Annotated in this window: 10 protein-coding genes; 3 read left to right on the top strand and 7 right to left on the bottom strand. The window is 74.3% G+C overall.

Annotated features, from left to right (window positions below):
- Positions 1-222 precede the first annotated feature (222 nt).
- From WME85_RS50915 to WME85_RS50905, 3 genes are all read right to left on the bottom strand, one after another.
- Positions 223-8,046 carry a hypothetical protein gene (locus tag WME85_RS50915; RefSeq protein ID WP_437832813.1) on the bottom strand — a complete coding sequence of 2,608 codons (7,824 nt, stop codon included), beginning with the start codon at positions 8,044-8,046 and terminating at the stop codon, positions 223-225.
- Positions 8,047-8,175: 129 nt separating this feature from the next.
- Positions 8,176-9,972, bottom strand: coding sequence for a S49 family peptidase (locus WME85_RS50910; RefSeq protein WP_437832812.1), 1,797 nt, complete (start codon positions 9,970-9,972; stop codon positions 8,176-8,178).
- A gap of 58 nt (positions 9,973-10,030) precedes the next feature.
- Entirely contained in the window at positions 10,031-12,121 is a 2,091-nt protein-coding gene (locus WME85_RS50905; RefSeq protein ID WP_437832810.1) for a zinc-ribbon domain-containing protein, read from the bottom strand.
- 515 nt (positions 12,122-12,636) lie between these two features.
- Between WME85_RS50905 and WME85_RS50900 the strand changes: the two genes are divergently transcribed.
- The 3 genes from WME85_RS50900 to WME85_RS50890 all read left to right on the top strand — a co-directional run bounded on the left by WME85_RS50900 (position 12,637) and on the right by WME85_RS50890 (position 15,007).
- Positions 12,637-13,767, top strand: a complete 1,131-nt coding sequence (locus WME85_RS50900; RefSeq protein ID WP_437832809.1) for a hypothetical protein — start codon at positions 12,637-12,639, stop codon at positions 13,765-13,767.
- A 190-nt stretch (positions 13,768-13,957) separates the two neighbouring features.
- Positions 13,958-14,302: a YtxH domain-containing protein gene (locus tag WME85_RS50895; RefSeq protein ID WP_437832807.1), complete on the top strand. Its 345-nt coding sequence runs from the start codon at positions 13,958-13,960 to the stop codon at positions 14,300-14,302.
- Positions 14,303-14,593: 291 nt separating this feature from the next.
- Entirely contained in the window at positions 14,594-15,007 is a 414-nt protein-coding gene (locus WME85_RS50890) for a hypothetical protein (RefSeq protein WP_437832805.1), read from the top strand.
- Positions 15,008-15,171: 164 nt separating this feature from the next.
- Here the strand turns inward: WME85_RS50890 and WME85_RS50885 are convergent, their stop codons facing one another.
- From WME85_RS50885 to WME85_RS50870, 4 genes are all read right to left on the bottom strand, one after another.
- Positions 15,172-15,519, bottom strand: coding sequence for a hypothetical protein (locus WME85_RS50885; protein WP_437832803.1), 348 nt, complete (start codon positions 15,517-15,519; stop codon positions 15,172-15,174).
- Positions 15,520-15,530: 11 nt separating this feature from the next.
- Complete coding sequence (locus tag WME85_RS50880; protein WP_437832802.1) at positions 15,531-15,722, bottom strand: hypothetical protein; 192 nt, start codon at positions 15,720-15,722, stop codon at positions 15,531-15,533.
- 274 nt (positions 15,723-15,996) lie between these two features.
- Positions 15,997-16,710, bottom strand: a complete 714-nt coding sequence (locus WME85_RS50875; protein WP_437832800.1) for an HAD family hydrolase — start codon at positions 16,708-16,710, stop codon at positions 15,997-15,999.
- Between the two features lie 2 nt (positions 16,711-16,712).
- Positions 16,713-18,491 carry an AMP-dependent synthetase/ligase gene (locus tag WME85_RS50870; protein WP_437832798.1) on the bottom strand — a complete coding sequence of 593 codons (1,779 nt, stop codon included), beginning with the start codon at positions 18,489-18,491 and terminating at the stop codon, positions 16,713-16,715.
- Positions 18,492-18,586 lie beyond the last annotated feature (95 nt).

The raw sequence follows: 18,586 nt of genomic DNA, 5'->3' as shown, positions 1-18,586 counted from the left end.
CGGCGCTGCGCAGGCGGAGGTGGGGCCGTGACAGCCGTGTCGTGTCGAGGTCGGAGCACCGATGCGGCCAGGCCGCGATCGGCGCAGCAGCGTGATGCCTGAGCGCGCACACGGAAGGGCCAAGGTAGGACGAGATGCGACAAGATCTTCGCCACGCCCCGGTGCACGCGGGCAGAGGGGAGCGAGCGGCCGCTGGCGTCGGCGCGGCGAGCGCTCCGGCGCCTACGTGCCTGCGCGGAAGCGCGAGCTGGCCGTGTCGATCCGCCGGAGCGAGGGCACGGTACCGGGCTGCCATCGCGCTTCGGCGTACTCCATCCGCGTCGCGAGGCGTACGAGATCGGCGATCTCGGGGTGCGCGGCGCACGCGGCGGCGAGCCCGTCGGGCTCGGAGAGGGGGACGGCGAGCTCCAGGCCTCGCTCCTTGATCGTCGCGCGCACCGCCGTGGCGACGCTGCCCGCGGCGAAGAGGCCAGCCCGGCGCATCGCCGTGCGGGTCGTCTTCATGGCGCCCTCGTAGGTCATCTTGTCCGCGCTGTCGCAGATCTCGCGCAGGCGACGCTCGGCGCGCGGAGGGATGAGCTGCCAGAGGTTCTGCTCCAGCCGCACCACGGCCGGGTTGCCGCGGGTGCTGTGCGCGGTGGCCTCCAGCGGGCCGAACGCGGCGACGACGGCGGAGAGGAGCGTGCGGAGCTCGTCCTCGGTGCTGGTGTTCGCCAGGACGTGGTCGGGCATGGCCCCGGCCAGCTGGGCGCCGATCAGGTAACGCAGCTCGGGGGTGTCCTCGCGGACCTCGCCCCGCAGCTGCACGGCCGGCGGGTTGACCCGGACGACCTGCGCCTCGGGCGACGATGGCGCAGGCGAGGGAGCGCGCTGGTGGAAGAGCGCGGTGCGCAGGAGGCCCAGGTGACCGGCCACGACACCGTAGACCTCCCCGAGGAGGGTGGGCGAGGTCGGCTGGACCCGCTCGGAGGCGACGAGCCCGGACTGGCTCGCGTCGCGGCGATACAGGCCGGTCTCCCAGACGATCGCGAGGGCCTCGTTGACGGGCGACTCCAGGTCGCGGAAGAGCAGGGCGCTCACGAGCTCCGGCGCGTCGCGCTGCGCCGCGAGGAGCGGGGGCGAGACGAAGCCATCGCTGCGCCGGTCGGACGGCTCGCCGCCCTCGAAGGCGCGCAGCACGTGCTCGATGGCGCGGGCGTAGGTCATGTTCTTGTCGGCGATCGCGGCCGCCTGGAGGCGCTCCAGGGTGCCCCGATCGCCGAGCCGCAGGTGGGCCTGCATCCGGCGGACCGCCAGCGCCTCGCGAGAGCGATCGTCGCGCGGAGCGAAGCTCTTGATGAGCCGCTCGCCAGCCTCGTACGAGCCGGCGGCGAGCTCGCGGAAGAGCGCCGCCTCCTCGAAGCTCTCGGCCGCGGACGGCGGCCATGTCGTCAGGAGCCGCGTCGCCGAGGAAGGCGGCTGGGCCGACGTCGGCGCAGAGACCGGAGGCGCGGCGATCTGCGCGCCGGCGCTGGCGCGGCCCGACGGGGTGCCGCCGCGCGCGGCAGCGCCCTCCGCGCTGCCCGACGCAGCGCTGAGGACCGGCGCCCGCGGGGCCGGGGTGACGGCCGGCCCATCGAGCAGGTCGTCGTCGGACAGCCCGGGAGCGACGTCTTGAGCGGCGTCGTCGTCGGTCAACGATTCGTCGAGCGGGTCATTGAGCTCGACGAGATCGATGTGCGGACCGCCGGGGGCCGCCGCGCTGGCGCTGGACGGCGCGCTGGCGCTGGACGGAGCGCGGCTGCTCGCCGGCGCGCGGCTGCTCGCCGGCGCGGCGCCGCTCGCCGCTGATGAGGTGCCGGAAGGAGCTTCCGCTGGCGGCTGGACGGGGTCCGCGACGATGACCCGGGGCGGCGCGGCGTGGAACACTTCCTCGGGCGGCAGGGTCGCCCGCTCGCTGGCGAGCTCGGCGTTGAGCTCGGCGATCTTCAGCCCCAGCGAGCGATCCGAGCCCGCGAGCACCGTGGCCTGCGCGAGGATCTGCGCTGCACGATCCGGATCGCTCGCCGCGTGCAGGCGCGCGAGCTGCATCAGCGCGCGCGCGCGATCGATCCCCGAGCTCTGCGCGACCAGCTCCTCGAGCGCCTTCCGGGCGGCCTCGGGCTCGCCGCGAGCCGCCGTGAGCTCGAGCTGGCGCCGCAGCGCCAGCGCGCGCGTCTCGGGCTCGGCGGCGGCCTCCTCGAGCAGGCGCGCAGCCGCCTCGAGGTCGCCGGCGTTCTGCGCGGTCTCGGCGGCGGCGAGCGCGACGCGGCCGCGGGCGCGCATGCCCTGCAGATCGCCGCCGAGCGCGCGCTCGAACAGCGGAAGAGCGGCCGAGAAATTCCGCTTCAGCGCCAGGCGCTCCGCCATGCCGAGCGCGACCAGCGTGCTCGGGCCGACCTCGGCGTGGCGCCGCGTCAGCTCGCGCATGCCGGCGCCGTGGCCCTGGATGACGTCGAGCGTCTCGGCGAGCAGGAACGCGTGCAGATCGACGTGCGCCGGGCGCAGGCGCGGCGCGATGCGCCCGAGCTCCTCCACGGCGGCCTGCGCGTCGCGCGGCGTCCCGGTCCCGCGCAGGCGATACTCGATGCGGCGCGCCTCGAGGACGGCGTCGGGAGACTCAGGGGCGAGCTTCACGGCGCGGCGCGCGCGCTCGAGCGCCGTGGCGTCGTCGCCGAGCATCGAGGTGGCGCGCGCCGCCTCGACGAGCAGCTGCGCGCGCCGCTCGGGCGCGTCGCGCGACGCGCTGGCGAGCTGATCGAGCGCCGCGGCGAGCGCGTGGCCGTCCCCCTCGCGGCGGGCGATCTCGACGCGCAGCTCGATCACGGCCTCGCGCGGCGCGATGCGCGCGACGCTCTCCAGGGTGTCCTTCGCGGACTCGACGTCCCCGCCGCCGAGGTAGCTGCTGCACGCGCGGAGGTTGTACTCGGCCCGCTCGTCGGTGGTCGTCGCGAGATCGCCCAGCCTGCACCAGAGCGGGGCGGCGCGGAGCGGCGTGCCGAGCCGCTCATGGATGTCGGCGAGGAACCTCAGCGCGCTCACGTCGTCCGGCGACGCGGCGAGCAGGGCTTCGAGCTCGGCGCACGCCTCGTCGAGCAGGCCGAGGCGCTGCTCGAGCAGGGCCGCGCGCCGGAGCCGCAGCGCGCGCCGCGTGTCCGGCAGCGGCGCCGCCTCGATGCGGCGCGCGAGGAGCGCGGCGACCGCGGCGTGATCGCCGCGATCGCTCGCGTCCTGCTCGACGACCTCGAGGGCGTGCATGTCCGTGGGGTCGAGCCGGGCGATCGCCTCGTAGAGCGCGACCGCGGCGCCGCGGTCTCCGAGCTCCTGGGCGAGCGGCGCGAGCTCGCGCAGCACGAGCAGCCGCTCCTCTTCGCCGGCGGCGGCGCCCTGGAGGCGCGTGAGCACGTCGAAGAGCTGCCGGCGATCGTCGGTGCGCCGGGCGAGGCGGATGAGCTCGTCGAGGTGCGCCTTGTCGAACGGGGTCCTCTGCGTGACGTCGAGGAGGAGCTCCAGCGCGTTATGGAGATCGCCGCCGGCCGCGAGGGCGCCGGCGAGCTCGCGCGTCATCTCGAGCCGGACGGCATCCGGGAGATCCACGCGCGCGAGCTCGGCCTGGAGCAGCGCCTCGAGATCGCCGCCGCGCCCCTCGGCCGCGTACAGCCGCCGGAGCCGGGTGACGATCTCGGTGCGCGCGTCGCCCTGGAGCTGACCGCCGGCGAGCGCCCGCTCCAGGGCGACCGTGGCCTCGGCGCGCTGTCCCTCGCGCTCGTGTTTGTCGGCGAGGTGCAGCAGCGCCTCGAGGCGCCGCGCGACCGGCAAGGCGTCGTCCAGAGAGCGCTTCAGCGCCTCGTCGCCGCTGGCATCGACCGCCGCCTCCGCCTCGTACGCGAGCGCGTCGTCCTCGGGCGCGCGGCGGGCCGCCTCCACCAGCAGCGCCGCCGCGACCGGCGGCACGTTGAGCGCGTCCGCGAGCTTGCTCGCCCACCGGAGCAGGCCAGGGCCGACGCTCGAGTGCGGCTTCATCGCCGCGGCATAGACCGCCGCGATGAGGTGCGACGCCGGCTCCGTCTGCCGCGCGAGCTCGCCGACGATGTCGAGGAGCGTCAGGAACTCGTCCACGTCGCCGTCGGCCAGCATGGCGCGCTCGATCGCGGCCAGGGCGAGCGCGGGCGCGTCGAGGACCTCGACGGCGATGCGCGCCATCGCGAGCCCCGCGCGAGCCCCCTCGGGGCCCTCGAGCTTCGCGATGCTGGCCTTGACGGCGCGGTCGAAGCGGATCGCCTCGACCTCCGGCTGCCCGGTGCACTCGACGAGATCGCGGATGGCCGCGCCGACGTCCTCGACGATCGCCGGATCGGGGCGCACGACCATCGCGCGGAGCAGGATGTCGAGGCGCAGCCGGAGGCCCTCCTCGGTGCGGCCGGTGAGGGCGGCGGCGCGCTTCAGCCACGCGTTGCGCGACGAGAGGTCCGCCGCCGCCGCCACCCGCTCGAGCGCGCGCACGGCCTCCGACGGCTCGCCGACGTGCTCCGCGAGCCGCGCGAGCAGCACGTACGAGGTGCCCTCGGTGGGCACCGCCTCGAAGCTGGCCACCGCGTGCGCGAGCGCGAGCTCGAAGGCGCCGCGCCGCTCCAGCTGCCGCGCGGCGCGGTAGTGGGCCGCGCGGCGGCCGTAGCAGCCCAGGGCCGCGTCGGCGAGCAGCCGGTAGGTCTTGTCGAGGACGGCGACGCCGCCGTCGGCGTCCGCCGATTTCTCGACGAGCGCGACGGCGTCGGCGCGCAGGGGGTCGAGCTCGATCGCGCTCGCCGCCGCGGCGAGCGCCCGGTCGGGCAGGCCGTGCTCGTGCGCGAGGTTGGCGGCCTCGATGAGCAGGTTGGCGCGCCTCCGGCGCTCGGGACCGACGTCGCCCGACCACCTGCTCTCGCCCGCGGCGGGCTGCGCTCCGTCGTCACCCCGCACCTCGGCGGCGCGGGCGACGATCGCCTCGATCGCCGCCTCGACGCCGGCGAACTCGCACATGTCCCGCGCGTAGCGCTCGGTCCCGCCGCTCGGCGCGACCTCGCTCGCCTGGAAGAAGGCCCGCTCGGCGCCCCGCTGATCCTCGGCGAGGTCCCAGAGCAGGCTGCCTAGCTCGCGCCACGCGGCCGCGGCCTCCGCCGCCGCGTCGGCGCCCTGCGCGGTGAACGCCCGGGCCTTCGCCTCGGCCAGCGCGATCTCGCCGTCGGAGCTGAGCCCCTTCGCGTCGAGCAGCGACGCCTCGACGCGCTGGACCCGCGCGAGGACCTCCTGGGGGTCGGCCTCCGCAGCGGCGGCGCGCGCGAGCTCCTGCGCCGCCCCGTCGGGGTCGCCGCCGTCGAGGCGGCAGTCGGCGAGCATGAACATGAGCTCGGCGGCATGCGACGCCGTGATCTCGACGGCGAGCCAGCGCTCCAGCACGGTCACCGCGAGGTGAGGATCGCCGGCGCGGCGCGCGAGCTCGAGGAGCCGCTCGCGCAGCAGCGGGTTCTGGGGGCCGAAGACGTCGAGCGAGCGCCTCGCCAGCGCCGTGCCGCGCGCGGGATCGAGATCGTAGAGCGCGTGCAGGGCGCTCGCGAGCGACGCCGCCATCTCGCCGAGCGGCTTGGGCTGCGCCAGGATCCACGCGAGCGCGTCCGAGAGCCGGGCCGCGTCGCCGGCGACCGCGGCGCGACGGATGAGCTCCGCGGTCGCCTGGGGGCTCCCGGGCCGCAGCGCGAGCCAGCGCTGGGTCCACGCGAGCGCGAGCGGCAGCTCGCCGAGCGCCTCGAGCGCCCTCGCGAGGCCGTCGCAGAGCGCGCCGCGCGGGAACACCGCGGTGATGGAGCGCTCGATCGCAGAGGCGATCGAGCGGTCCACCTCGAAGGGAGGCGCCTCGCCGGACTCCGCAGCGCGGGCGAGCTCTGCCGTGAGGATGGAGGCGAGCGTGGCCACGGCGCGCGTGCACGATGGATCGGCCTCGCAGGCGAGCACCGCGACCTCGCGCGAGAGCTGCGCCGCGCCCACCCGCTCGTAGATCGCCGCGGCGAGCGAGAGGAGCACGGCGCGCAGCGCCGGCCAGACCGGCGCCGCGAGCTGCACGATCGCGTCGGCGCGCTCGCGCTGACGCCCGGTCCGCGTCGCCAGCACGAGCGCGGCGCTGGCCGCGCCGCGGTGGCCTGGCGCGTCGCTGAGCAGCGGCAGCACCTCGTCGAGGGCGCGGGCGTCCTGGCCCTGCCGCCGGGCGATCGCCGACAGCAGGAGGCGTACGCGCGCCAGCTCGACCCGCGTCAGAGACGACGCGCGGATCGCCGCGGACGTCGCGGAGCGCGCGCCCTCGGCCTCCATCCGCGCGGCGTCGGCCAGCCGCGCGCGCAGCAGGGCGTCGAGCGCGGCGCCCCCTCCGGTCCGGCGGCTCAGCCGGTCGAGCGCCAGCAGGCAGCCGCGGTCGGTCGGCAGCGCCCGCGAGAGGCCCACGAGCGCCTCCTCGTAGGCGGCGCGCTCGTCCGGGCGCCCCCGGTAGATCACGACCAGCCGGCGAAGCGCGTCGATCCGCCCCTCGGCGGTGTCCGCGCCGCGGAGCGCGCCCTGCGCGGCGGCGAGCGCCTCGTCCTGCACCTTGAGCCGCTCGGCGATCCGCTGGAGCCCCGCCGCGGCGTGCTCCGGGTCGCCGCCGGCCTTCTTCAGCGCCTCGAGCGCCCACCGCGCGAGGCCGGGGTCGCCGATCTTCTCCTCCGCGAGCCGCGCGAGCTCCGAGAGCGCATCGATCCGCCCCGCCGCGTCGTCGCGCGCCCTCGCGTCCGAGCCCTCGCCGATGCGGATGAGCGCCTCGACGAGGGGCGCCATGTCGTGCAGGGTCGCCGCGTGCTCGCGCAGCGCGGAGCGCGCCGCCGCGCTGCTGGAGTCGCTCGCCGCGGCCTCGATCCAGGCCTCCACGGCGCGATCGGGGCTCGCGAGCGGGCCCGCATAGAGCCGCGCCAGCGCCGCGTACGCCTCTGCCCTCGGCGCCCCGACCCGCTGCTCGGACCGGATCTCGAGCCGCGCGGCCACGAGCTCGTAGAGCCCCGCCTGCTCGAGCACCTCGTCGATCGCGCCGGCAGCGTCGCCATCGACCTGCGCGTCGAGGCCCGCGTCGAGCACGCAGCCGACGGCGCGCGCCCAGTCGCCCTCGTTCGTCGCGCCCTGCAGCCGGTGGCCGTGGACCTCCTTCGCGCGCTGCAGGAAGGAGGCGCCCGCAGCCTCGCCCCCGCCGCTGGACGCCCGCGCCGCGAGCGCGTCGGCGTGCGTCCGGAGCACCTCGTCGGCGGCGCCGTGCCTGCTGCGCACGAACAGCGCGGCGGCCATGCCCTTGGCGGCCATGTCGTCGTGAGGGGCGATCTCGAAGGCGCGCAGGCGATCCTCGAACGCCGCCTCCCGCTCCCGCGCCGCCTCGCGCCGCCTGGCAGCCTCGAGGTACGCCTTCGCCGCGGCCTCCGGGAACACCTGGTCCGACGCCCAGGCGGAGATCGTGCCGAGCAGCTCGCTCGCCATCGCGTCGTCCGGGGCGAGCTCGCTGGCCTCCTCGAGGGCGTCGACCGCGCCCGCGACGTCGCTCGCGCGCGCGAGGAGCACGGCGATCTTCACCAGCAGCCGCGCCGTCGCGCCGGGCGGCTGCGCGTCGTCGCGGAGCCCGCGCAGCGCCGCGGAGGCCAGGGCCGGCTCGCCCAGCCCCGCCAGCCAGCCGGCCAGCTCGCTCCTCATCGCCGGGTCGTCGCCCAGCGAGAGCGCTCGACGGGCCAGCGCCGTGGCCCTGTCGAGCTCGACGCCGCGCGCCGCCAGGATCCGCGCGAGGGAGAGGGCCGCCTCGCGCTCGCCTTGCGCGTCCCCGGCGGCGCGGCGCTCGTCCACGCGCGCGCGCCAGTAGGCCTCTTCAGCCCGGGGGCCGCGGTGGCGCGACACCGGCGCGACCGACCGGCTCGCTCCGATGAGCAGCTGCCCTGCAGAGGCGGGCCCCGCAGGCTCCATCAGCTCCGGCGTCTGAAGCGTCCTCCGCACGCCCGACGCTGATGCTGCCCGATCCGGAGGTGATGAGCTCATTTCGGCGACCCGCTTCGGGTAGGCTGAGAAGGCTGAGCCTACCAGAACGACCGAGGTACAAGGCCAAACTTCCGGCGCAATCTCCGCTTACCGGAGCGTCACCGCGAACGGTAACACCGTCAGCGCCCTCTCTCCGGCCAGAAGAGGCGCCATCGAGGCGGCGAAGGTCCCGACCTCGGGCGCGACGCTGAGCCACTCCGGCAGGAGGGCGCCCGCCACCGCCTCCCGCGCGCGCTCCTTGAGCGCCGGGCGCTCGGGGGTCCGCGCCTCGCCCTCGCCGCCCTCATCGCCGGTGGCCAGGAGCTCGAGCAGCCCGCCGTCGTCCTGCTCGATCTCGACCGGCGCATCCTCCGGCAGCTTCGCCAGCTCGCGCGCCAGCGCTATCGCCCGCTCCAGTCCGCCGAGCTCATCGACGAGCGAGCGCCCCTTGGCCTCGACCCCGCCGAAGATACGCCCCTCGGCCGACGGCGCGATCGTCTCCACCGGGAGATTCCGCCCCGCCGTGATGCGCTTCAGGAACAGGTCGTAGACCGACTCCATGGAGGCGAGCACGCGGGCTCGGGTGGGCTCGTCCCAGGGCGTGAGCGCCGACATGTACGCGGCGCGCGCTGCGCGCTGCGGATCCGGGTTGGCGGCGACGGTCTCGGCGTTGATCCCGATGTCCGCGAGCGCCCTGCCGACGGCGAACTTGCCGCCGACGACGCCGATCGAGCCGATGATGCTCGTCGGCTCGGCGACGATCTTGTCGCCGGCGCAGGCGAGGTAGTAGCCGCCGCTCGCCGCCATGCCGCCGATCGAGACGACCAGCGGCTTCTCCTTTCGCAGCCGCATCAGCTTCTGCCAGAGCAGATCCGACGCCAGCGCGGACCCGCCGGGCGAGTCGATCCGGAGCACGACCGCCTTGGTGCTCGCATCCTTGGTGAGGCGCGTGATCACCCGCCCGAGCTCGCGCTCGCCGATCCCGTCCGACGAGCCCAGCGGCACGCCGCTCGCGGTCATCGTGATGCCGCCGATCGCCGGGACCACCGTCACGTGCGGCGTGCCCAGGGTGCTCGCCCCGGAGACCGAGCGGAACACGTCCACGAGGCTCCGCGAGAGGCTCGCGTCGCGATCGCCGCCGCCGAACCGCGGCACGGAGAGCTCGGTGCCGGCGAGCTTCTTCGCATCCTCGAGCGCGGACTCGAGATCGCCGAGCTCGTCGACCAGCCCCCTCGCCTTCGCCTCGTCCGGCGCGAACGGGCCGTCCTCGACCGCCTCGCGGAGCTCCTGCTTGCCGCGCCCCTCCACGATGGCCGATAGCCACGCCTCGCGCAGCCCGCCGAGCGCCGACTCGAGCGACTGGCGCGCCTCGGGGCTCGCCCCTTCCCGCGTGAACGGCTCGCTCGCGCCCTTGAACTTCCCCACCTGGAGGAAGTCGACGTCCACGTTGAGCTTGTCGAGGAGCCCCTTCGCGAACACCAGCTGCGCCGCGATCCCCACCGTGTCGACCTGTCCGGCCTGGCTGAGCCAGAGCTTGCTGCAGCCAGCGGCCGCCAGCAGCATCGTCGCGTTGTTGTACTCGTCCGCGTGACAGACGACCGGCCGCCCCGCCTTGCGAGCTTCGCCGAGGATCCGGCCGATCTCGTGGGCGCGCGCGAACGCGAGGCGCGTGCTCCCGAGCCGCACGAGGAAGCCCTTCGCGCTCTCGGCCTCGGACAGCGACCGCAACGACTGCACGAGTTGCGCGTGCGTCCTGCGGCTCGGCGGGCCGAAGAGCGACGCCGAGGCGCTCTCGGGCAGCCCCCGCGAGAGATCGAGCTCGATGACCGCCGGCTCCTCGAGGTGCCCGGCGCTGGGCGCCGGCAGCGACGCCGTCGACCGCTCTCTCCCGGTGCAGCCTGCCATCGACGCCGCCACCGCGAGGGCGCCGACGCCGGTCCACCTTCGTCGCCGAGCCCGCTGCTCACTCATGCTTGACCCCAGGCAGATCGGAGGTGTCGATGTCGGGCGCCGGCGCGCCCGGCGAGGCGGTAGGCGGCGGCCGCACGCCGGGGAGATCGCTCGTGTCGATGGTACCGCCCGGGGCGACGTAGTCGTCTGGCACCCGCTCGTGTTCCGGCTCCGGCGCGCGGCGGACCGGCCCGGGCGCGACCGGCGTTGTCGAGGGGCTCGCGCCAGGAGCGCCCGCCGGAGGGCCCTCGGGGCGCGCGCTCGGAGCCGGGTCGACGCCGCCGTCCGGCTTGCCGGGCGCCTTCTCGAGCCGCTCGATGAAGGCCTTGAGCGGGCGCGCGAGCGGGTGCGGCCGGCTCATCGCGAGCAGGCGCTCGTCCTCGGCCCGCGCCGCGGCGAGATCGCCGGACCGCGCGAGCGCATAGACGAGGAACGCCCGCGCCCGGCCGGGGCTCTGCTCGCTGCTCGCCGCCGCCCGGAGCCGCTCGACCACCGCGGCCCAGCTCGGGTTGGGCTCCGCGAGATCGAGCGCGGCCAGCGTCAAGGAGTTCTCCGGCTGCGCGCTCTCGGCCGAGATCGTGCCGACCAGGCTCCGCGCGGAGGCGACATTCCCCTCCATGCGGAGCAGGTCGATGGCCGCGCGCTTCACCTCCACGTCCGCGGGCGCGACGCGCTGCGCGTGCTCGAGCGCCTTGCGGGCGCGGTCGAGCGCGACCTGCAGCTCGGGCCGCATCGTTTCCTGATCCGGGTCGTCCGCGGCGAGCAGGTGCAGCCTGAGCCACCGCATGTCCGCGTTCACCGTCTCGAGCCGCGCCAGCCCGGCGGCGACGCGCGGGTCGTCCTCGGCGAGCGCGCTCGCCTTGACGAGCTTTTCCCTCGCCGTGTCGAGGTCCCCCTCCGCCAGGCTCCGCTCGCCCTCCGCGAGCAGGGTCGGGACCCGATTGTCGCTCGTCTCCGGCCGCGCTTGAACGGCAGGCTTCAGGTACTTCGGTCCGAGCGTCGCCACGCTCACCACCAGGAGACCGACGACGATGAGGCCGACGGCCCACCGGGCGATCCCGGTCCTCCTCGTCGGCAGCGAGGTGATCCGCGTGTCCCCGTCCGCATCGTCGACATAGGAGGGTCGCCCCTCGGGCTCTGCCGGCGGCTCCGCTCGCCGCGCCACGCGCTCACCGCTGGCGAGGCGCGCGGGACCGCCGCGCCTCGCCAGCGGGCCGTCCTCTCCGGGGCTGTCGCCAGCGGGCGCCGCCGCGGCATCGATGCGCGGCGGCGGGACGCTGTTCGGGAGCCGCAACGGAGCGAGCCCGGAAGCTCGCCCCTGCGATTCAGCGCCTGCGTCCACGGGCTTGAGCCCGCCGTGGCGCGCCTCGGCGACGCCGGCGCCCCGGAGCGTCCGCGGCTCCGGCCGCCGCGCGGGGTGCCCGTCCGGCAGCGGCGGCGCCTCTTCGGGCGGCACCACGACCCCGGGCAGCGCGTTCGGCTTGAGCATCGCCCGGGCAGGCGCGCCGGCGTCGGGCTCGTAGACGGCGGGCATCGTCGCGCGACGCGGCGACGGCCGCTCCCTGGCCGACTGGACCTCACGCACGTCCCTCACGACCGTCTCGGCTTCGTGGACGGACTCCGGACCGGCCTCCACGCTGCCCTCCGCCCGCGGGAGCGGGATCGCGACCGAGCCTTCGGTCTGCGACGGCGCTGGCCCGCCGAGCCCCTGGGGCGTCAGCGACCTCGAGCGGCCAGGCACCGGCGAGGGCCCGCCGATGCCGAGCGCGGTCCCGGCCATGACCATGCTGCCAGGACCCTTGAAGAACGGCTCCAGCTCCGCGATCGACCCGAGCCGGCGCGGCCTCGCGTTGCCGCGCGAGATCACGTCGTCGCGGGTGATCTGGCCCTGGGAGATCGCCGCCTGGAGCTCCCGGAGCATCCTGAACTCGAGCTCCCTGCCGCCGAGGGTGCGCACCACCCACCGCTCGGGGAGGGTGCCATCGGTGCGGCGCACCTTGAACTGGTAGCCGCAGTTCGTGCACTTGACCGTCGTGCCGCGCTCCGACACGAGCGCGTCGTCGAACTCGTACTCGGTGCTGCAACGCTCGCAGGTGACATCCATCTGCTCGACCGGTCCCCGTGTCCTCGCGAACGGCTGGCCCCCAGGCACGAGCCTGCCGGGTACCCTCGTTCGGAGGTGGCCGCCCGGAAGTCGGCGGAACGGTAGCACGGGTTCCCTTGCGCGCCCCAGAGCGTCCGCGCCGCGCCGCTCCATCGGTGCCGCGTCGCTCCATTCCTCGCATTCCCCGCGTGGCCGGCCGCCGCTCCCTCCTCCGTAGCCCCCCGCGTGGCCCGAGAAGGAGGCGAACTCACGCAGGAGGCGAGCGCACCGCGCCGGAGCGACCTCACGCTGACGGAGCGGCCTCACGAGGCGGATCGCCGCGTACCGACGCGCGCGCGGGCCACATGCCGACGTGAACGCAGCTTCACGGCGGGCGCGCGCGGCGCCCGAATGCGCGACGCTCTGCCGAGCTTGTGTGGGGCATGCTGCTTGCTACGCTCGTTGGGTCGCGACCGTCACGCGCGAGGGCGCCACCCCTCGACGCCGGGCGGCCGAATGCTTTCGGGAGACGGTGAATGAAGCGACTTACTCTGCTGGGTCTCGCGAGCGTGCTGGCGCCCCTCCTCGCGGGTTGCCCGATCTACGATGACGCCGACAGCCACTTCTGTGATGCGGAGGACTGCGGACCCGGCATCTCGGACGGCTGTGAGGAGCCGGCCGACTGCGGGATCAACGAGACCTGTGGCGAGGACAATACCTGCCACATCGGCGACTGCACCAGCTGGGGGTGTAGCGACGGCTTCGAGTGCGTCATCGCCGACGACCTCACCGCCTCCTGCGTCGCGGGCAGCTCCGGGGCGGGCGGCAGCGGTGGAGGCGGCAGCGGCGGGGGCGACAGCGGCGCCGTGTACTGCGGCAATCCGGACGACTGCGCCGAGGGCGAGACCTGCGCCCCGGACGGCACGTGCCAGCCCGGCAGCTGCGATGAGGCCCTCGCCGACGGCGAGCCCCTCGGGTGCATCCACGGCTATGTCTGCGAAGGCGACGAGACCGCCGCGACGTGCGTGCCGGCGACCCCGGCCGCCTGCGGCGCGGACGTCGACTGCGCCGGGCTCGGCGCCGACTACCTCTGCGTGAGCGGCGTCTGCACCGCGCCTCAGGACCAGTGCTTCGACCAGACGCAGTGTCCGGCCAACGACAAGTGCGTCGAGGGCAAATGCACGCCGGCCTGCAGCGACGACGCGGACTGCCCCAGCAGCTACCGCTGCGACGCGACCCTCGGCATCTGCTCCCAGCCGGCGCAGCCCTGCGTCATCACCGACGACTGCGGCGGCCCCTCCGCCGTCTGCGTCGACGGCGCCTGTGTCCCGCGGAGCGACGGCCCCACCTGCCCCGAGGGCGATGTCTGGGTCGAGAACGGCTGCATCCCGAGCCAGTCGAGCAACTTCGTGTGCGGCGAGGATGGGGCGCAGGACGTCTGCGCGCCGGGGTCGATCTGCCTGCACCACAGCTGCTACATCTCGTGCGACCAGCCGAACCCGAACGCCTGCGACAGCCAGTCGCCCTCGCTGAGCGAGTGCAGGACCGTGGAGACGTTCTCCGGCGTGCATCAGGTGTGCGGGTCGAGCGAGAACCTCGGCGGCGAGTGCGATCCCGAGAAGCCCTGCGCCGAAGGCAGCGTCTGCGTCGACGGCTTCTGTCGCTAGCCTCGCGGCGCCCCCGCCGCGATCGCGCCCCCTGGCAGCGCGCCCCTGGCCCTGCTCCCTCCGTGCGCAATATGCCCTTGGCATGCGCGCTGCCTCACGTCCCGCCGGTCCCTGTTCCAGCCACGTGAATCCACGCGGAAGGAGGCGCGATGCTCGCGCCCTTCACGCGATGAGAACCGACGGAGCCACAATGAAGGCAACCGATCTCGTCTACTACATGGCCGACATTTTCCCTTACAAGAGGAGGAGCTCACTCGACTGGATCGTCCCCGTCTCGGTCGGGATCGGCCTTGGCGCCGCCCTCGGCATCGGCGTCGGCGTCCTGGTCGCGCCGACGTCGGGTGACGAGGCCCGCCGCCGGCTGCGGGACAGCGCAGGCCGCCTGCGAGAACGCGCGGGTCAGCTGCGCCACAGCGCGGAGCGGGCGAAGGATCGCGCCCTCGACGCCGCACAGCGGGCTCAGGAGCAGATCCAGGAGAGCACCACCTCGACCACCGGGGAGCGCTCGTTCGTCAACGAGCTCGGCGCCCGCTGAGCGAGCTCCAGGGGGCGCGAGGGCGCCGCACCGTCCCAGCGCGGTGCGGCGCCTTCCATCATTTCCCGGGCGCTTTCCGGCAGCCGAGCGACATCTGCGCAGCCCGAGCGGCACAAGCGATGCTTTTCCGAAAGCGGATGGTTTGAACGACACACCTCGCGAAGCGCGTCTCGAGGGCCCTCGTCGATGATGTATTACCGGACGCTCACTGCATTCTTCCCAGGTCGCACGGAAGCCGCTGGCGCCCTCGGCCGCCTCCTCGCCTTGGGCGTCGCGGCCGAGGACATCAGCATGGTGCCCAAGCAGCACTCCCGTCTGGCCGAGATCGAGCTCACGATCCACAGCAAGGCGTCCGAAGGCGCCGCCCTGGGCGCCGTGATCGGCGGGCTCCTCGGGGGCGCGCTCGCCGCGGTCATGGCGGGAGGCGCGCTGATCATCCCGAGGCTCGACGCGTTCCTGGCGGGCCCCATCGTCGCGTGCCTCGCCGGGGCGGGCGCCGCCGGCGCGGCCGGCACCCTGCTCGGCGCCGTGCTCGGCGCTCGCCTGCCCGAATACGAGGCGCGCTGCCTCGACGAGTCCAGCAGCATGGGCGGCGGGGCGCTGCTGTCCGTCCGCTGCCTGCCGGACGTGTCCCGCAGCGTCGAGGAGGTGCTGAGCGAGAGCGGCGGTCGCCGCATCCGCAAGACGTACAGCCAAAGGTCGTGAAGGAGGCTCGCCCCGGCACGACGGGGCGGCCGGGGCAACGAGCGCCCTCCGAGCCGACCCCGCGAGGCAGCGGCGCAGCCCCGCGAGGCAGCGGCGCAGGTCGCGCCGCCGGCGCTCGCAGCGGCGCAGGTCGCGCCACCGGCGCTCGCAGCGGCTCCTGGATGTCAGGGAGACGATCCGAACTGGCCCTGCGAGCGCGCCTGCTCGTCGAGGAGGCCCTCGACCGCCTGGGCCAGGGTGTTCTTGACGTAGCTCTTGGTCGCGAAGGACCCGAGCCTGCTGAGCACCCGCGGCGTCAGGCCCCCGCCGAGCAGGAACCCGAGGCCAGCCGCCGCCGCGAGCGCCACGTGCGGGTTCTCCCGCGCGAACGCCGAGACCGCCCGCGTGACCTCCGTCGCGTCGAGCCGGCCGAGCGCGTCGTTCACCCTCTCGCGCGCGCTCTCACGCGCGCTCTCACGCGCGCTCTCACGCCGATCACGCGTCTGTGTCGCATCGACCTCGCCTTCCGTCATGATGACCCTCCTCAACCCAGCCGCGTGACCACCCGTCCGATCAGGTATCCCACCGCGGCCACCGCGCACAGCGTGGCCACGGGGCGCTCTTGCACGAGCGAGACGAGCCTCTCGTCCGCGCGCCGGACCTCGCTGAGCACTCGAGGGACGACGGCGGGAACGCTCGCTTGCCGCTCTCCGCTCGCGGGATCTTGTTCGTTCATTGCATCGTTGACGACCATCGTGAGCCTGTCTCCAGCAATGCCCGAACCACCCGGAACGCGTGCATCGGCTGCACGATCCAGGGACCGTCGCCCCCGGACCAGGCGGCAGGGCGAGGAGATCCAGGAGAGCGGCGCGCGCGGCGAGCGCGAATCGGGGCGCCCTCGGGACGTTCGTGCTCACAGCGACGGACGCGTGAGGGCGTCGCCGCGGTGAGCCTCGCGTCCGATCGGCGCGCTCCCGGATCGCGGCCTGCCAGGAGATCGGCCGGCGTGGCTAGAAGCGCACGCCGAACGCCCTGAGCGCGCGGCGCAGCCCCTCCGCGTCGTCGCACACGGCGACGCGCTCGGCGTGGCGCATCAGCGCGGCCTTGTGCGCGTCCCCTTTGAACCAGATCGCCCGCATCCCTGCCGCGAGCGCGCCGTCGACATCCGCAGCGAGCGAATCGCCGACGTGAACCACCGCGGCGAGCGGCGCGCCGAGGCGCTCGGCCGTCCACGCGAAGATCTCCCTGCCGGGCTTCTCGAACCCGAGACGCCCCGAGTCCGCGACCGCCACGAAATACGCAGACCAGCCGAGCTCGTCGACCAGCTCGTCGAGCCGGCCCTCCGAGTTCGACAGCACCGCGAGCGGCACGCCGGCCTGCCTGAGCTCGACCACGACGTCGATCATCCCCGGGATCGGCCGGCGCCAGAGGTTCTTCCGCGGCTGCTCCGTCCAGAGCCAGTCGACCGCCGCGTCGACCGCGTCCGCCGCGACGCCGCCCGCCTCGAGCAGGCGGCGCATCATGATCTTCCACGGGTGCCCCCCGAACCCGCGCTGGATCGCCTCGTTGTACGCGCGCCAGCCCTCGGCGACCGCGCCGTCGAGCTGCTCCCGGGACGCGGCGATGCCCCGCTCCGCGAGGCGGGCGGAGAGCAGCCCTGTGTCGAGCTCCACCAGGGTCTGGCCAAAGTCGAGGGAGACGGCGGTAGCGGGCTCGCTGTGCATGATTACTCGGCGTACATCGCCTCGATCTCGCGCGCAAAGTTCTGGCTCACGTTGCGCCGCTTGATCTTGAGCGTCGGGGTCAGCTCACCGGCCTCGATGGTGAAGCCGCGCGGCAGGACCGCGAACTTCTTGATCGTCTGGAACTGCGCGAGCTGGCCGTTCACCTCGTCGACGATCCGCTGCACGCCCTCCCGGATCTCGGGCGACTCGGGCGAGAGGTCGCCGCTCAGACCGCGCTCGGCCGCGAGGCGCTTCACGGCGTCGGGGGCCAGCACGAGGAGCGCCGTGAGGAACTTGCGCCGGTCGCCGATGACCACCGCCTCGGCGATGAGCTCGTGGCGCTTCAGCGCCTCCTCGATGTTCTTCGGAGAGACGTTCTGCCCGCCGGCGGTGATGAGGATCTCCTTCTTCCGCCCGGTGATGTGGAGGAACCCCTCCTCGTCGAACCTGCCGAGATCCCCGGAGCGGAGCCAGCCGTCGGTGAAGGCCTGCGCGGTCGCCTCGGGCTCCTTGTAGTAGCCGAGGAACACGTTCGGCCCCTTCACGAGGATCTCGCCGTCGTCGGCGATCCGCGCGTCGACGCCGGGCACGACCGGGCCCACGGAGCCGAGCTTCGTCCTGCCCTGCACGTTGTAGCTCGTCGGGCCGGTCACCTCGGACTGGCCGTAGATCTCGGTGATCAGGATGCCCAGCGACGCGAAGAACTCGAGGACCTCCTTCGCGATGGGGGCCGCCCCGCTGCTGCACACGTGCGCCCGGTCGAGCCCGATGGCCGCCTTCACCTTCGAGTAGACGAGCCTGTCGAAGAGGCGGTGCTGCGTCGCGAGCACCGGACCGGGCTGCTCGCCCCGGGCGAGGAGCTCGCTGTGCTGCAGGCCGACGCGCCTCGCCTGCTCGAGCACGAACCGCTGCAAGCCCTTCGCGCCGGCGAACTTCGCGCTGACCCCGGCCATCATCTTCTCCCAGACGCGCGGGACCCCGAAGAGGCCGGTCGGACGCACCTCCCGGAGGTTGTCGGCGAACGCTTCCATCGACTCGGCGAAGTACACGGTCGAGCCGACCGTGGCCGGGAGGTGGATCGTGAGTATCTGCTCGACGATGTGCGAGAGCGGCAGGTAGGAAAGGCCGACGTCCCGTGACGAGAACGGGAGGATGCGCGCCGATATGTCGGCCGCGCTCGTCAGGTTCTCGTGGCTCAACATCACGCCCTTCGGCGGTCCCACGGTCCCGGAGGTGTAGATCAGCGCCGCGAGCCCTCGCGCCTCGAGCGCGTCGAGCCGCTGCTCGAACAGCTCGTCCGGGACGCGGCTGCCCCGCGAGAGGAACTCGTCCCACGACAGGGTCCGCGGATCGCCCCCCGGCTCTGCGCCCCGCATCAGCACCGCCGACTCCAGCTGCGGCAGGCGGTCCCACTGGCCCAGGACCTTCTCGAGCTGGCGCCTGTCCTCGACCAGCACCATCCGCGAGGCCGAATGGTGGAGGACGTGGCGTACCTCCTCGGGCGAGCACGTCGTGTAGATGCCCGCGGGAGCGCCCCCGATCGCCATGCAGGCCACGTGCAGCACCGCCCACTCGGGCCGGTTGAAGCCGAGGAGGCTCAGCGTGTCGCCGGGCTCGAGACCGAGCGCGATGAGCGACTTGCCGGCGCGCCGCACCTCGTCCGCGTACTGCCGGTAGCTGGTCATCCGCCAGAAGCCCCCGTCCTTGACGTAGTGGGCTGGAGCCTCGGGCCGCACCTTCGCCTGGCCTAGCAGGCGCCGCGGAATCGAGTCACAGGGCATCGAGATACCTCGTTCGAGAGAATGGGTGCGCAAGCATACGCGAATTTTCTACCTCCTCCTTGCGAGGACCAGTTCCGCGTAAACGTGATTTTTCT

This window comes from Sorangium sp. So ce1153, assembly GCF_051521595.1.
In the GTDB taxonomy this organism is placed as follows: Bacteria; Myxococcota_A; Polyangia; order Polyangiales; family Polyangiaceae; genus Sorangium.
The sequence above is the reverse complement of the archived record's forward strand: the minus strand, read 5'-3'. Positions and strand labels throughout refer to the sequence as shown.

Bases quoted from the DNA above. Each gene is read 5' to 3' on its own strand.
- WME85_RS50900 (WP_437832809.1), top strand. From the start codon at position 12,637: ATGAAGCGACTTACTCTGCTGGGTCTCGCGAGCGTGCTGGCGCCCCTC.
- WME85_RS50895 (WP_437832807.1), top strand. From the start codon at position 13,958: ATGAAGGCAACCGATCTCGTCTACTACATGGCCGACATTTTCCCTTAC.
- WME85_RS50910 (WP_437832812.1), bottom strand. From the start codon at position 9,972: ATGGCAGGCTGCACCGGGAGAGAGCGGTCGACGGCGTCGCTGCCGGCG.
- WME85_RS50870 (WP_437832798.1), bottom strand. From the start codon at position 18,491: ATGCCCTGTGACTCGATTCCGCGGCGCCTGCTAGGCCAGGCGAAGGTG.
- WME85_RS50890 (WP_437832805.1), top strand. From the start codon at position 14,594: ATGGTGCCCAAGCAGCACTCCCGTCTGGCCGAGATCGAGCTCACGATC.
- WME85_RS50885 (WP_437832803.1), bottom strand. From the start codon at position 15,519: ATGACGGAAGGCGAGGTCGATGCGACACAGACGCGTGATCGGCGTGAG.
- WME85_RS50905 (WP_437832810.1), bottom strand. From the start codon at position 12,121: ATGGATGTCACCTGCGAGCGTTGCAGCACCGAGTACGAGTTCGACGAC.
- WME85_RS50880 (WP_437832802.1), bottom strand. From the start codon at position 15,722: ATGAACGAACAAGATCCCGCGAGCGGAGAGCGGCAAGCGAGCGTTCCC.
- WME85_RS50875 (WP_437832800.1), bottom strand. From the start codon at position 16,710: ATGCACAGCGAGCCCGCTACCGCCGTCTCCCTCGACTTTGGCCAGACC.